The 14526-nt window shown below is 73.5% G+C and carries 10 protein-coding genes; 8 read left to right on the forward strand and 2 right to left on the reverse strand.

All coding sequences use genetic code 11. The annotated features are described in order from the left end of the window. The 3 genes from Q7W29_11235 to Q7W29_11245 all read left to right on the forward strand — a co-directional run. Positions 1 to 1805, forward strand: a 1805-nt coding sequence (locus Q7W29_11235; GenBank protein ID MDO9172390.1) for a BamA/TamA family outer membrane protein, incomplete at its 5' end; no start/stop codon positions are given. Between the two features lie 15 nt (positions 1806 to 1820). Then, the gene (locus tag Q7W29_11240) at positions 1821 to 4082 is read left to right on the forward strand and encodes a UvrD-helicase domain-containing protein (GenBank protein MDO9172391.1); all 2262 of its coding nucleotides are present in this window, start codon (positions 1821 to 1823) and stop codon (positions 4080 to 4082) included. Between the two features lie 140 nt (positions 4083 to 4222). Continuing rightward, the gene (locus Q7W29_11245; GenBank protein MDO9172392.1) at positions 4223 to 5614 is read left to right on the forward strand and encodes a GGDEF domain-containing protein; all 1392 of its coding nucleotides are present in this window, start codon (positions 4223 to 4225) and stop codon (positions 5612 to 5614) included. Positions 5615 to 5690: 76 nt separating this feature from the next. Here Q7W29_11245 and Q7W29_11250 read toward each other — a convergent pair whose 3' ends face one another. Continuing rightward, entirely contained in the window at positions 5691 to 7721 is a 2031-nt protein-coding gene (locus Q7W29_11250; protein MDO9172393.1) for a M1 family aminopeptidase, read from the reverse strand. Between the two features lie 143 nt (positions 7722 to 7864). On the opposite strand from Q7W29_11250, the gene Q7W29_11255 reads away from it, so the two are divergent. The 5 genes from Q7W29_11255 to Q7W29_11275 all read left to right on the forward strand — a co-directional run bounded on the left by Q7W29_11255 (position 7865) and on the right by Q7W29_11275 (position 13895). Then, positions 7865 to 8107, forward strand: a complete 243-nt coding sequence (locus Q7W29_11255) for a hypothetical protein (protein ID MDO9172394.1) — start codon at positions 7865 to 7867, stop codon at positions 8105 to 8107. Between the two features lie 183 nt (positions 8108 to 8290). Further along, positions 8291 to 10210 (forward strand): methylmalonyl-CoA mutase family protein, encoded by a 1920-nt coding sequence (locus Q7W29_11260; protein ID MDO9172395.1) that lies wholly within the window; start codon positions 8291 to 8293, stop codon positions 10208 to 10210. Beyond that, complete coding sequence (gene scpA, locus Q7W29_11265; protein MDO9172396.1) at positions 10207 to 12351, forward strand: methylmalonyl-CoA mutase; 2145 nt, start codon at positions 10207 to 10209, stop codon at positions 12349 to 12351. Before Q7W29_11260 ends, scpA begins: the two co-directional genes overlap by 4 nt. Then, positions 12348 to 13349 carry a methylmalonyl Co-A mutase-associated GTPase MeaB gene (gene meaB / locus Q7W29_11270; GenBank protein ID MDO9172397.1) on the forward strand — a complete coding sequence of 334 codons (1002 nt, stop codon included), beginning with the start codon at positions 12348 to 12350 and terminating at the stop codon, positions 13347 to 13349. The genes scpA and meaB overlap by 4 nt, the downstream gene beginning before the upstream one ends. A 99-nt stretch (positions 13350 to 13448) precedes the next feature. Then, a complete protein-coding gene (locus tag Q7W29_11275; protein ID MDO9172398.1) occupies positions 13449 to 13895 on the forward strand; it encodes a MarR family transcriptional regulator in 447 nt (148 codons plus the stop codon). Positions 13896 to 13925: 30 nt separating this feature from the next. On the opposite strand, the gene Q7W29_11280 is transcribed toward Q7W29_11275, so the two are convergent. Then, the coding region (locus Q7W29_11280) for a Gfo/Idh/MocA family oxidoreductase (protein MDO9172399.1) at positions 13926 to 14526 on the reverse strand (601 nt) is incomplete at its 5' end.

The raw sequence follows: 14526 nt of genomic DNA on the forward strand, positions 1-14526 counted from the left end.
CCGGCGGCGGGCAGGAGCCGGTCCTGGCGAGCGCCGGCACGCCGACCGCCGACGGCCCGGTCCTGCTGCGCGTGACCGACGACGCGGGCGACGAGTCGGGCCCCGCCTGGTCGCCGGACGGCCGCCGCCTCGCCTTCGCCCACAACCCCGTCGCGGAGGTGCGCTACCAGTTCTCCGTCGCCGCGGACGGGGCGCGCCGGCTGGACTGGGCCCGCTTCGACGACGGCGACGCCGCCGTGCAGCCGGGGCACCGACAGGCGTCGCGCCTGGTGCTGCTGGACGTCTTCACGGGCGATCGCCGCGAACTGGCGGCGCCCGCCGGCAGCTGGCGCGAGCCGGTCTGGATCACGGACGGGGAGCTCTGTGTGGTGGCCGACGGCGACGGCGCCGAGAATCTGGCCCGCCTCACCCTGGACGCGGCGTGGGCGGGCGCGGCGTGGGCGGGCGCCGAAGGGGAGGGTGTCATCGACTGCCGGCGGCTGACGAACGTGCCGGGCGCCGCGACCCAACCCAGCTACGCCCCGGGGGCGGACCGCCTGGCCTTCGCCGCCTTCCGGGAGGGCGGCTGGGACCTGTTCGCCGTCGACGGCTGGGCGGCCTGGAGCCGGCGCGAGCCGGCGGGCACGCCGGCGGGAGAGGTGGCCATCGCGCCGCCCGCGCCGCCGGACTACGAACTGTCCACGTCGTCGGATGATGCAACCGTCGGTGTGGTGAAGGACTACAGCCCTCGCTTCTCGATCGACATGAGCGACGCCCTGGGCGGCGGCGCGGTGTCGTTCAGCCCCCAGGCAGGCCTGGGCATGGCCAACGTCGTCAACCTGAGCGACCTGCTCGGCGACCACCGGCTGTCGTTCCTGGTCAACGTCTACGGCTCGCTGTCCGACAGCGACCTCGCGGCGAGCTACGCCTACTTGAAACGCCGCGTCGACGTGGGTGTGGGGCTGTTCCACTTCAAGAACTACTACAACACGGCCGTGACCTCGGTGGGGGAACTGCTGCCCGACGACACCTTCTTCAGCGAGCGCAACTACGGCATGTACGCCTCGGCCAGCTATCCCTTCAGCACGTTCCGCCGCGTGTCGCTGGAACTGCAGGCCTTCGCCTCGGAGCGCACGCAGTACAGCCTGGACCCCAGCGGGACGCTCCTGATCGCCGACGGCACCCGCACCGACACCCTGCTGCAGCCGACCCTGACCTACGTCCACGACAGCGCCTACTACGGCTGGTACGGCCCGGTCACCGGCAGCCGCCTGCTGCTGCAGTTCGCGCCCTCGCTGGCGGTCGGCGGCGGTTCCCTGGACCGCCGCACGGCGCTGCTCGACCTGCGCCGCTACTGGCTGCCCGCCCGGGGCAACACGCTCGCCCTGCGCCTGCTGGCCGCCGCGAGCACCGGCGAAGACCCGCGCGCCTTCGTCCTCGGCGGCCCCTTCACGCTGCGCGGCTACGACTTCTACGACTACCGCACGACCAGCCACCTGGCCGGTCCCAAGATCGCCATGGCCAACCTGGAGTACCGGCTGCCCCTGCTGGACGCCGTCTACTTCGGTTGGCCGGCGCGCTGGGGCTTCGGGCCGGTGGGCGCGACCCTGTTCCTCGATCTCGGCGCCGCCTGGGACGACGCCTTCAGCCCCTTCGGCGACGACGCCGACGGGAACTGGGGCCTGCGCGACCTGCGGGGCAGCTACGGGATCGGCCTGCGCACCCGCCTGGGCTTCCTGCCCTTGAAGTTCGACTGGGGCCGCCGCACCGACCTGCGCGGTTCGGGCGGCGCGGAGTTCCAGTTCAGCATCGGACCCGAATTCTAGGAGGAGCCAGCGGGGATGGATCTCGACACGCTCAACGAACGGCAGCGCGAGGCCGTGACCGCGCCGGACGGCCCCGTGCTCGTCGTCGCCGGCGCCGGCAGCGGCAAGACCCGCGTCCTGACCACGCGCATCGCCTGGCTGCTGGAGGAGCGGCGCGCCGACCCCTGGTCGGTGCTCGCCTTCACCTTCACCAACAAGGCGGCCCGCGAGATGCGGGAGCGGGTCGACGCCCTGGTGGGCGGCAGCCGCGCCCCGAGCTGGGTCGGCACCTTCCACGCCACCGGCGTGCGCATCCTGCGGCGCGAGGGCGCGGCGCTGGGGCTGGACCCCTCGTTCTCCATCTACGACACCGACGACAGCACGCGCCTGCTGAAGAAGGTGCTCGGCGATCTGGGTCTCGACCCGAAGCAGTACGCCCCGCAGCAGCTGCGCGCCGCCGTCAGCCGCTGGAAGAACGAGGACGTGTCGCCCGCGCAGGCCGCGCGCGACGCCGCCGACTTCCGCGAGGAGAAAGCGGCCGCCGTCTACGCGGCCTACGAGAAGGGGCTGCGGGCCAGCAACGCCTGCGATTTCGACGACCTCATCCTGCGCACCGTCCACCTGCTCGAGGAGCACGACGACGTGCGGCTGCGCCTGGCCGGCCGTTTCCGCCACGTCCTGGTGGATGAGTTCCAGGACACCAACCCCCTGCAGCTGATCCTGGTGCGCGCGCTCAGCTCGGTGCACGGGAACGTGTTCGCCGTCGGCGACGACGACCAGAGCATCTACTCCTGGCGCGGGGCCTGCATCGAGAACATGCTCGACTTCGAGCAGCACTTCGGCGGCGCCGCGGTCGTGCGCCTGGAGCAGAACTACCGCAGCACCGGCAACATCCTGGCGGCCGCCAACGCGGTCATCGCCCACAACGTCCGGCGCAAGGGCAAGAACCTGTGGACGCTCGACGGGCCGGGCGCGCCGCTGGGGATCGAGACCGTGGGCGACGAGGAGGACGAGGCCGACCGCGTCGTCGACCTGGTGCGGGCGCAGACCGCCGCCGGCGGCAACCGCGGCGACGTGACGGTCCTGTACCGCACCAACGCCCAGAGCCGCGCCCTGGAGGACGCGCTGCGCCGCGCGACGGTGCCCTACCAGATCGTGGGCGCCACCGCCTTCTACGAGCGGCGCGAGGTGCGCGACGTCCTGGCCTACCTGAAGTTCGTCAACAACCCGCGCGACGCGATGTCGGCGCTGCGCGTCCTGAACGTGCCGAAGCGGCGCATCGGCGAGGCCTCGGCGGCGCGCCTGGTGGAGATCGCCGACGGCGAGGGCCTGTCGCTCGGCGAGGCGGCCGCGCGGCCGGGCCTGCTCGAGGCCAGCCTCAACGCGCCGACCTGCGAGCGGATCCGCGGCTTCTTCGGCCTGGTCGCCGGCTGGCGCACGGCGCTGTCCGAGACGCCGGTGCCCGAGCTGGTCGAACGCATCGTGGAGCAGATCGACTACGTGCGGCACCTGGAGGAGGACGACCCCCTGTCGGCGCCGGCCCGCAACGAGAACGTGGCCGAACTGATCAACGGCGCCTACGCGTTCCAGGAGCAGAGCGACGGGGGCACGCTGGCCCAGTTCCTCGAGCAGACGGCCCTGGTCGCCGACGCCGACACCGCCCGGGACGACCTGGGCGTCGTGCGGCTGATGACGGTGCACGCGGCCAAGGGCCTCGAGTTCCCCGTGGTCGTGGTCAGCGGCGTCGAAGAGAACCTGATGCCCCACGCCTCGAACCTCGACGACGAGGCCGCCCTGGAGGAGGAGCGCCGGCTCTTCTACGTGGCGCTGACGCGGGCCCGGCAGCGCGTCCACCTGCTCCACGCGCGCATGCGCCGCCGCTACGGCCAGCGCGAGCTGTGCGCGCCGTCGCGCTTCCTGGCGGAGATCCCCGCCGAACTGACGGCGCGCAGCGGCGAATCGCTGCGGGTCGTGCAGCCCTCGCTGTCCACGTTCCTGTGGGGCAAGGACGCGGCGCCGCCCGCGTCCGACGCCGTCCGTCCCCGACGCCGCGAACCCGCCCCCGGCATCCGCGCCGCGAGCGCGCCCCGCCTGCGCGCCGTCGACTGGCACGACGACGTCAGCCAGGAGGACGTCGTCTTCCGCGTGGGCCAGCACGTGGCGCACCCCACCCTGGGCGCCGGCATCGTCGCCCGGGTCGAAGGCCAGGGCGAGGGCCTCAAGCTGAGCGTCGATTTCCCCGGCGGGGCGCGCAAGCACTTCCTGGCCCGCTTCGCCCGGCTGCGCCCGCTGGACTGACGCATCCCGGCCGGCGCCGCTCGACCCGCCCCCGGTTGAACAATCGCGATCATCCTCGCGACGAAGCCTCAAGTCGCGGCCGGCCAAGCCGATAGCTTCCCCGTTCGCCCGGAGGGAGAAATTCCAAACAGGATGTCGCGATGAAGAGATTCACCGAATCGGTCTTTGCGGACCTCAGGTACTGGATGATCGGGCTGGGCGTCGCCATGGGACTCGTCTTCCCGCTCTTCCTGTTGCTGATCGGCGTGCCTTCGGGCCTGGCCCTGCGCTGGACGACGTTCCTTGGCACCCTGGTCGCCGGCGTCACCGTCGGCTGGCTGAACCACCGGCTGGCCGCCAGGGTCGTGCGCCGCGAGCTGCAGGTCGTGGTCGGGCGCATGCGCGAGGTCGAGGAGGGCGTCCGCGAGGCCTCGTTCAACCGCGACTGGAGTTCCTGCAGCGCCGAGCACTGCGCCGTGCCGGTGACCAGCGACGACGAGATCGGCCACACGGCCGAGGCCTTCAACGCCCTGCTGCACGAGGTGATCCACGCCCACAAGATGGAGGCCGCGTCCAGCGAGCTGACCGAGACCCTGTCGACCAAGCTCGAGATCGAGGCGCTCTGCGGCGCCGCGATGGAGCTGGTGCTGAACCAGACGGGGGCCACCGCGGGCTGCGTGCTCGTGCGCGAGGAGACCGAGTTGAGGGTCGCCGCCAACCACGGCCTGAGCGACGTCAGCCGCCTGCCGGAGAGCGACCACGTCCGCCGCGCCCTGGACACGCGGCAGGTGCAGATCGTGCGCATCCCCCGGGACATCGCGCTCGAAGGGGTGGTCACCACCTTCAAGCCGCGCCAGGTGCTGGTGGTGCCGGTCGTCTACGAGGGGCAGGGGCTCGGCGCCGTGGTGATCGCCTCGGACGCCATGCTGGGCAAGGACGCCATGTGGCTGGTCCGGCAGTTCCAGCAGGGGATGGGCCTGGCCCTGAACAACGCCGTCACCCACGCCCGCCTGCAGCGCATCGCGGCGATCGACCCGCTGACCGGGGTGCTGAACCGCCGCTTCGGCATGCGTCGCCTGGGCGAGGAGTTCCAGGGCGCGGTGCGTCACGGCACCCCGCTGGGCGTGGTGATGTTCGACATCGACCACTTCAAGCTCGTCAACGATACCTACGGCCACCTCGCCGGCGACCGCGTGCTGGCCGAGACGGCGCGCCGCGCCCAGAGCGCGCTGCGCGAGACCGACGTGCTGCTGCGCTACGGCGGCGAGGAGTTCGTGGTCATCGTGCCGGCTGCGAACGAGGAGGCGCTGGTCAAGGTGGGCGAGCGCATCCGCCTGGCCGTGGCCGCGACGCCGGTGAACGACGGCGGGACGGAGATCCCGGTGACCGTCAGCGTCGGCATCAGCTGGCTGCAGTCACGCGAGGACAAGGCGGAGACGATCCTGAAGCGCGCCGACGAGGCTCTCTACGCCGCCAAGGAGGGCGGTCGCAACCGGACGGTGTGCCACGGCCGCGCCGCGGGGATCCAGCTCGAAGCGGCGCCGGCGGCCTAGCCCGACGGCGCGCAGCGCGGGGTTCGGCCCGCGCCCGGCGGGGGGCTCTGGGGAGTCCCCCGCTTCTCGTTGCCCCTCATCGCACGAGCACCACCTTGGCGGCGCTGCGTCCGCCGCCACCGCTCACCGAGAGCCAGTAGATGCCGGACGGGACCGGACGCCCGTCCCCGTCCTCGCCACGCCAGCGCCAGGGATAGGGCTCGTCGCGGGCGGCCAGTTCGCCCAGCTGCCAGCGGCCGCGCCGCCGCCCGGCCGCGTCGACGAGCTCCACCGCGACCGGCCCGCTCGCCGTCACCCGCAGGGCGAGCGTCGCGCCCTCGGGTCCCGCGGGGGTCGGGTGCACGGACAGCAGCCGCACCGGCGGGTCGGGCAGGGGCCGGCGCGCCATCAGCACCCAGCCGTCGGGGTCCACCTCCAGCCCCTTCCAGTCCCCGGGCAGGTCGAAGGTCCAGCTCTGCTGAGACGTGTGCAGCCACACGGTCGTGTCGCGCTCGGCGCGGTCGGTCAGCAGCCGCAGCGGCACGGCCAGCTGGAAGGGCCGGCGCTGGAGCTGGCGCAGGGCGACGGTCACGCGCGTGCCGCCGTCGGAGGTCGGCTCGGGGCTGGACGTCCACGACAGGTAGGGGACCGCGTCGGTGTGCAGCCAGGGCTCCAGGAAGGCGGCGGCGTCGAAGGTGGCGTGCTCGCCGACGACGCGGATGAGGTCGGCGGTGGTGGCGTGGGCGTAGGCCCGCTGCGGCGAGCCGACCCAGTCGCGCAGGAAGGCGCGGAAGGCGTCGTCGCCCAAGGCCCCGCGCAGCATGTGCAGCACCCAGGCGCCCTTGTGGTAGACCAGGATGTTGGGCAGGACGGGTTCGGGATCGGCCAGCAGGCCCTCGCCTTCGAACAGGGTCGGGTGCTGGCCTGGCCCGATGGACTCCAGGCGCCGGCGCATCGCGGCCGGACCTTCCTCGTGCTCCAGCCAGAGCGCCTCGCAGTAGGTCGCGAACCCCTCGTTCAGCCAGACGTCGGGCCAGTCCGCCGGCGTCACCAGGTCGCCGAACCAGTGGTGCGCCATCTCGTGCAGGATCACGTTGCGGAAGCGCCCGTCCCCCCGCAGCACGACGCTGCCCAGGCTCGTGCAGGTCTGGTGCTCCATGGCGCCGCCCCACTTGAACTCGACCTGGCCGTAGCGTTCGTCGGCGAACGGGTACGGCCCGACCAGGTCCTCGAGGAAGCCGAGCATGTCGCAGGTGGGCGCCAGGTCGAAGCGCGCCGCCGCTTCGTGCCGCGGGAAGACGTGGAAGGTCAGCGGCAGCGGGCCGCCGGCCAGGTCGCAGGTCTCCTCCCAGGCGGCGTAGCCCGCCACGTGCACCGCGATCAGGTAGGTGGAGGTCGGGTAGCCGGTCTCCCAGACGGTGCGGCGCCACCCGGGCTCTGCGGGCTCGTCGGCCGTGAGCCGGCCGTTGGCCACGGCGGTGAGCGAGTCCGGCACCGTCAGCGCCAGGCGCGCCGTGGCCTTGTCGGCCGGGTGGTCCTTGCAGGGCCACCAGGCGTGGGCCGACCAGGGCTCGCTCATGGTGAGGACCGTCGGGCCGATCGGGACCTGCGGGGAGTCGCCTTGCACGCGGAACAGCATGCCCGCCGAATAGGCGCCGTGACGTTGGGGCTGGCCGTGGTAGCCGATCCGCACCACGGCCCCGGCGGCGGCCCCGGCCGGGGCCGCGATGCGCAGCTCCTCGCCCGCGCGCTCCAGGGTCACCGGCGACTGGTCCCAGTCGACGGCGTCCACGGCCAGCGGCTCGTCCAGGTCGACGACCAGCGTGTCGGGCGGTCGGCCGGCCGGGAAGGCCAGGGTCAGTTCCACGCTGCCGGCGACGCTGCCGGCGGTCGGGTCCAGGCGCAGGTCCAGGTCGTAATGCAGGACGTCGTAGCCGCGGTCGTCGGCGCGGGGCGCCGGCTCCACGACGGACGGCAGCGCCGCCGGCCAACCCGGCCGCTCCCAGTAGGCGGCCTCGGGCGGCGGTTCCGGCGAGGGGGCCGGGGCCGCCGTCGCGGCCGCCGCCGCGGCGGCGAGGGCGGCCAGCAGGGTGGCGGACCGCCTGGGGTGGGGGAGCCGAAGGACCACGGACTCGCTCTTCCTTCCGGGACCGGGATCGGTTAGGATGACCCCATCTTACGACACATCGGCCGCCGGCCCCAAGCCCGGGCCGTCGGCGGGGGGCGGACCGGTCGCCCCGGCAGCATACGGGTTCCAGCCCAGGAGGTAGCATGGACCAGGATCAGGAACGCCGGCTGGCAGCCTTGGCGGCCCTCGACCTGGACGAGGCGGCCCGCGCGCGCCTCGCCGAGGAACTGGCCCAGATCACCGCCCACCTCGACCGGTTGACGGCCCTCGTCGAGGAAGAGGTGGCTGACGGTCGCGCTGCCGCCTCGGACCAGTCCCCGCCGGTCGCCCAGACCGAACGGGGTCCGACCACGCCCGCGCTCAGGAAGGACGCCGCCGAGGGCTGAACGCCCGCCGCACCCACCCCCTCGCCCCGCTGCCCGCAGTCCGGCCGGTCGGGTGCCCCCAACCTTGTGTTTGCGATTTAACAGGTCGTCGCCTAACGTTGCCCGGTTGAGGGACCGCACGAAACCAACCGGTGCAGCCCGTTGAAAACAAAGTGGTTTTGACCATCGACCGGGAGTCTCGAGATGTCAGCCCACGACCCCGTCGTCCCGCCGATCTTCCCGTCCCCCAGCCTCGAACAATGGCGCACCCTGGTCGACAGGGACCTCGCCGGCGCCCCCTTCGCCAAGAAGCTGGTGACCCGGACCCTGGAGGGGATCGAGATCCAGCCGCTCTACACGCGGGCGGATCTGCCCGACCCCGATCCCGGCGCGGGGTGGCCCGGCCGGCCCCCCTTCACCCGGGGGGCGCAGGGCTGCGACACGGCTCCCGGCTGGGACATCCGCCAGGAAGTGACGCATCCGGATCCGGCAACCGCCGGCCGACAGGTGCGGCAGGAGCTGGAACGGGGCGCGGTTTCGGTCCAACTGGCCCTGGATCCCACGGGGCAGTCGGGTGTCGCGATCCGCGGCGCCGACGACCTCGACCTGGCGCTGGCCGGCGTCGACCTCGCCTCGACGCGGGTCGCCCTGAAGTCCGGCGCCCGCTTCGTCCAGGCGTCGCAGCAGCTGCGCGAGGTTTGGGACCGGCGCGGCGTCGCGGCCGGCGACGCGCGGGCCGACCTGCTGGCCGACCCGGTGGGGGCCTGGGTCGTCCGGGGCGGCGTACCCGGCGGCATCGCGGCGTCGTTGGCGGACATGGCGGCGCTCGCCGCCCGGTGCGCGCGGGAGGCGCCGCGGGTGCGGGCCGTGAAGGTGGCGGGCTGCCCCTTCCACGACGCGGGCGCGGACGACGTGCAGGAACTCGCGGCGATCCTCTCGGGCGGCCTCGCCTACCTGAAGGCCATGGACGCGCAGGGGTTGGAGCCGGCGGCGGCGGCGCGGCAGGTCCATGTCTGCGTCGCGGTCGACGGCCGGTTCTTCGGCGACATCGCCAAGCTGCGGGCCCTGCGCACCGTCTGGTCGCGCCTGGTCGAGGCGTGCGGGGGCGCGCCCGAGGCGCGGTGCGCGCACCTGCACGCGCGCACGTCCTGGCGGATGATGACGGCGCGCGATCCCTGGGTGAACCTGCTGCGCACCACCACGGCCGCCTTCGCCGCGGCGGTCGGCGGCGCCGAGGTCGTGACCGTCTTGCCCTTCGACGCCGCCGTCAACGAGCCCGACGACTTCAGCCGCCGCCTCGCCCGCAACGTGCAGATCGTGCTGCAGCAGGAGGCGCACCTGGACCGGGTGCTGGACCCTGCCGGCGGCTGCTGGCATCTCGAGTCGCGCACCGCGGCGCTGGCCGAACGCGCGTGGGGCCTGTTCCAGGAGATCGAGGGCCGCGGCGGGCTGGTCGCCTGCCTGAGCGACGGCTGGTTCCAGGAGCGGATCGCCGCGAGCCGGCAGGCTCGCGCCCGCGACGTGGCCACCCGGCGGCTCCCCTTGACCGGAGTCAGCGAGTACCCCCTGCTGGACGAGCGCCCCGTGGCGCGCCCGCGCCCCGTCCCGCCGCCCGGCGGCCCGGCCGCGCCGGCGCCCCTGCTGGACGCCATCGTTCCGCTGCCCGCCGTGCGGTTGGCCGAGCCCTTCGAGGCCCTGTGCGACGCGTCGGACCGGCACCTCGCCGACACCGGCGCGCGTCCGCGCGCCTTCCTGGCCAACCTGGGCGGCCTGGCCCAGTTCTCCGCGCGCGCGGCCTTCACCCGCAACCTGCTCGCCGCGGGCGGCATCGCGGCCGAGGGGGAGGACGGGTACGACGATCCCGCCGCCCTGGCGGCGGCCCTGCGCACCAGTGGCTGCCGGCTGGCGGTGATCTGCTCCACGGACGAGATCTACGCCGAGCGCCTGCCGGCCGCGGCCGCGGCGCTCAAGGCCGCCGGCGCCGCAACGATCGTGGTGGCCGGCCGCCTGGGCGATCAGGAAGCCGCCTGGCGGGCCGCGGGCGTGGACCGCGCGATTTACCTCGGCTGCGACGTGCTGGAGACCCTCGGCGCTCTGCTGGACGGGCTGGAGGTGCGGCGATGACGAACTTCCCCGATTTCACCCGGATCCCCCTGCAGAGCGGCGCGACCGCGGCCGCGGCCCCGCCGCCGGCCGGGGAGGCCTGGGCCACGCCCGAAGGCATCGCGGTGCGGCGCTGCTACGGCCCCGACGACGTCGCGGGCCTCGACCACCTCGACTCCCTGCCCGGGCTGCCGCCCTTCGTGCGCGGGCCCTACCCCACGATGTACGTGCTGCAGCCGTGGACCGTGCGCCAGTACGCGGGCTTTTCCACCGCCGAGGCCAGCAACGCCTTCTACCGGCGCAACCTCGCCGCCGGGCAGAAGGGCCTGTCCATCGCCTTCGACCTCGCCACCCACCGCGGCTACGACTCCGACCACCCGCGCGTGGTCGGCGACGTGGGCATGGCGGGCGTGGCCATCGACTCCATCGCCGACATGCGCATCCTCTTCGACGGCATCCCGCTGGACCGCATGTCGGTGTCGATGACCATGAACGGCGCCGTGCTGCCGATCCTCGCCCTGTACATCGTGGCGGCCGAGGAGCAGGGCGTGCCGCCGGAGAAGCTGGCCGGGACCATCCAGAACGACATCCTCAAGGAGTTCATGGTCCGCAACACCTACATCTACCCGCCGGCGCCGAGCATGCGCATCGTCGGCGACATCTTCGCCTACACGGCGCAGCGGATGCCGCGCTTCAACTCGATCTCGATCTCCGGCTACCACATGCAGGAGGCGGGCGCCACGGCCGACCTCGAGCTGGCCTACACGCTGGCCGACGGGGTCGAGTACATCCGGACGGGCCTGGCGGCCGGACTCGCGGTTGACGACTTCGCCCCGCGCCTGTCATTCTTCTGGGCCGTCGGGATGAACTACTTCATGGAGGTCGCCAAGCTGCGGGCCGCGCGCCTGCTCTGGGCGCAGCTCGTGCAGGGGTTCGGACCGCGCAACCCGAAGTCGCTGAGCCTGCGCACGCACAGCCAGACCTCGGGCTGGAGCCTGACGGCGCAGGACGTCCACAACAACGTGGCGCGCACCTGCGTGGAGGCGATGGCGGCGGTCCACGGCCACACGCAGTCGCTGCACACCAACTCGCTGGACGAGGCCCTGGCGCTGCCGACGGACTTCTCGGCCCGCATCGCGCGCAACACGCAGCTCTACCTGCAGCAGGAGACCGACTCCTGCCGCACGGTGGACCCCTGGGGGGGCAGCTGGTACGTCGAGCGCCTGACCCGCGAGCTGGGCGACCGGGCCTGGCAGCGCCTCGCCGAGGTGGAGGAGCTGGGCGGCATGGCCCGCGCCATCGAGCGGGGCGTCCCGAAGCGGCGCATCGAGGAGGCGGCCGCCCGCACCCAGGCGCGCATCGACGCGGGCCGGCAGACCGTGGTGGGCGTCAACCGCCACGTCCTGCAGGAGCCCGAGCGGGTCGAGGTCCTGAAGGTCGACAACACGCAGGTGCGCGAGGCCCAGCTCGCGCGGCTGCGCCAACTGAAGGCCGGCCGCGACCAGGCCGCCGTCAACCGCGCGCTGGCGGACCTGACCGCCTGCGCGGAATCGGGCCGGGGCAACCTGCTCGACCTGTCGGTGACGGCGGCGCGCGCCCGTGCCACGGTCGGCGAGATCAGCCTGGCTCTGGAGAACGTCTTCGGTCGCCACCAGGCGACCGGCAACATCATCAGCGGGGTGTACGGCGGCGAGATGGGCGAACGCGACGAAGATCTGCTGCGGGTGCGGCGCCGGGTCGAGGAATTCGCCGAGCGCGAGGGCCGGCGTCCGCGCATCCTGGTGGCCAAGATGGGACAGGACGGCCACGACCGCGGCCAGAAGGTGATCGCGACCGCGTTCGCCGACCTCGGCTTCGACGTGGACGTGGGGCCGCTGTTCCAGACGCCGCAGGAGACGGCCCGCCAGGCCGTCGAGAACGACGTGCACGTCGTGGGGGTCAGCTCGCTGGCCGCGGGGCACCTGACGCTGGTGCCGGCGCTGCGCGACGAGCTGGCCAAGCTCGGCCGGCCGGACATCCTGATCGTGGCCGGCGGCGTCATCCCGCCCGACGACTACCAGGCGCTGCGCGACGCGGGCGCCGCCGCGATCTTCCCGCCGGGCACGGTCATCACCACGGCCGCGGAAGACCTGCTGGGCCGGCTCCCGGGCGCGGGTTCGTGACGACGGGCGGGCACCGGGTCGGCGGGTTGGACCTCGACGGGTTCGAGGCCGGCGTCGTCGCCGGCGACCGCGCGGTGCTGGGCCGCGCCATCACCCTGGTGGAGAGCGGGCGCGAGGATCACCAGCGCCTGGCCCAGGAACTGCTCGCGCGCCTGCTGCCGCGCACCGGGTCCGCGCACCGCGTCGGCGTGACCGGCGTGCCCGGCGCCGGCAAGAGCACCCTCATCGACGTCCTGGGCACGCGGCTGACCTCGCAGGGGCACCGCGTGGCGGTGCTGGCCATCGACCCCAGCAGCAGCCTGACCGGCGGCAGCATCCTGGGCGACAAGACCCGCATGGCGCGCCTGGCCGCCGACCCCGCCGCCTTCATCCGCCCCAGCCCCAGCGCCCGCACCCTCGGCGGCGTGGGGCGCAAGACCCGCGAGACCATGCTGCTGTGCGAGGCCGCCGGCCACGACGTGGTGCTGGTCGAGACGGTCGGCGTGGGTCAGAGCGAGACCGTGGTCGCGGAGATGGTCGACGTCTTCCTGCTGATCACGCTCGCCGGCGCCGGCGACGAGCTGCAGGGCATCAAGCGCGGCGTGATGGAACTCGCCGACCTGGTCGCGGTCAACAAGTCCGACGGCGACAACCGCGCGGCCGCGGCGCTGGCCGCGGCGGAGATCCGCACCGCCCTGCACTTCATGCGCCCGCCGCACCCCGACTGGACGGTGCCGGTGCAGTGCGTGAGCGCGGCGACGGGGGAGGGCCTCGACGACCTCTGGCGCGAACTGGTCCGCCACCGCTCGACGATGTCCGCCAACGGCGCCCTCGCCGACCGACGCCAGCAGCAGCAGCTGCGCTGGATGTGGTCCCTGGTCGAGGACCGCCTGCGCGAGGGCCTGCGGCACGACCCGGCGGTGCGCCGCCTGCTGCCCGACCTCGAGCGCCGGGTGCGCGCCGGCGAGATCCCGCCCGGCCTGGCCGCCCGCCTGCTGCTGGACGCCCGCGGTTCCTGAACGCGCCCGCGCCGGATAATCGTTGCAACAAGCAATCACCGATCCTACCTTGGTGCCCACGTCCGGCGGCTGAAGCTCCGCCGGTCGGGGAGGTCCGAGATGCCCGCCGCGAACCGCGCCCTGTTGAGCCGCGCCGTCCTGCTGGACCTGCTGCGCCTGCACGAGGATCTGCTGGCCGACGTGACCGCGCTGCTGAAGGGGCACGGCATCACCGCGCCGCAGTACAACGTGCTGCGCATCCTGCGCGGCGCCGGTCCCGGCGGGTTGACCGGCACGGGCCTCGCCGCGGCCATGATCACCCGCGTGCCCGACGTCACCCGTCTCGTCGACCGTCTGGAGGCGGCGGGCCTGGTGCGCCGCGAGCGCTGCCGCGAGGACCGCCGCGTGGTGCACGTGCGGATCGAGGCCGCCGGGATGGCGCTGCTGGCGAGGTTGGACGCGCCGATGCTCGCCGAGCACGAGGCCGCGCTGCGCGGGATGACGCTGCAGGAACTCGAGGGTCTGGCGGGGTCGCTGCGGCGGGCTCTGGCGGTCCGGCAGGGCTGACGCGCCGGCGCGGTCGCCCGTCGGAGATCGTCATCCGGACTTGATCGCGACCGCTTCTCGGCGCATATTCGAGCGGTAGGACGCCTCGACGAGCTCCATGGTCCGCACCCCCTCGCGGGCCGTGACGGGGGACACGGCATCCCCGCATGCCGTGTCCCTCAAGCATTTCAGGACCTCAGGCAACGTGGGCGCCGACGCGTCGGCTTCGACGTCCCACACCTCCCGCCCCCGGATCAAGCGGATCCCCCCGAACTGGTAGTCGGCGAGCAGCTGCCCCTCGGTGCCCACGGCCTCGAGCAGGCAAGCGCGCGCGCGGCCGAACTTGCTCACCTCCAGCGAGACGTAGGTCCCGTCGTCCAGGCGGGCCCGGGCCAGGTAGAAATCCTCCACCGCCGGGTTGAGGAAACTCTCCTGCCGCGCGTCGATCTCCGCGAACTCGCGTCCCGTCACGAAGCGCACCGTGTCGAACAGGTGGACGCCGGTCAGCAGCACCGAGCCGCCGACCGTCACCGCGGGGTCGCGCTGCCACGCGAGGTCCGTCGGCTCGAGGCGCTGGGCGAGCCTCACGTGGCGGACCTCGCCGAGCTGCGGCCAGAGCTCGCGCGCGCGGCGGATCACCGGGTTCCAGCGC

The organism is bacterium, from assembly GCA_030654305.1.
Taxonomy (GTDB): domain Bacteria; phylum Krumholzibacteriota; class Krumholzibacteriia; order LZORAL124-64-63; family LZORAL124-64-63; genus PNOJ01.

Coding starts and splice junctions, on each gene's coding strand:
- Q7W29_11240 (MDO9172391.1), top strand. CDS start 1,821: ATGGATCTCGACACGCTCAACGAACGGCAGCGCGAGGCCGTGACCGCG.
- Q7W29_11275 (MDO9172398.1), top strand. CDS start 13,449: ATGCCCGCCGCGAACCGCGCCCTGTTGAGCCGCGCCGTCCTGCTGGAC.
- Q7W29_11245 (MDO9172392.1), top strand. CDS start 4,223: ATGAAGAGATTCACCGAATCGGTCTTTGCGGACCTCAGGTACTGGATG.
- Q7W29_11255 (MDO9172394.1), top strand. CDS start 7,865: ATGGACCAGGATCAGGAACGCCGGCTGGCAGCCTTGGCGGCCCTCGAC.
- scpA (MDO9172396.1), top strand. CDS start 10,207: ATGACGAACTTCCCCGATTTCACCCGGATCCCCCTGCAGAGCGGCGCG.
- Q7W29_11260 (MDO9172395.1), top strand. CDS start 8,291: ATGTCAGCCCACGACCCCGTCGTCCCGCCGATCTTCCCGTCCCCCAGC.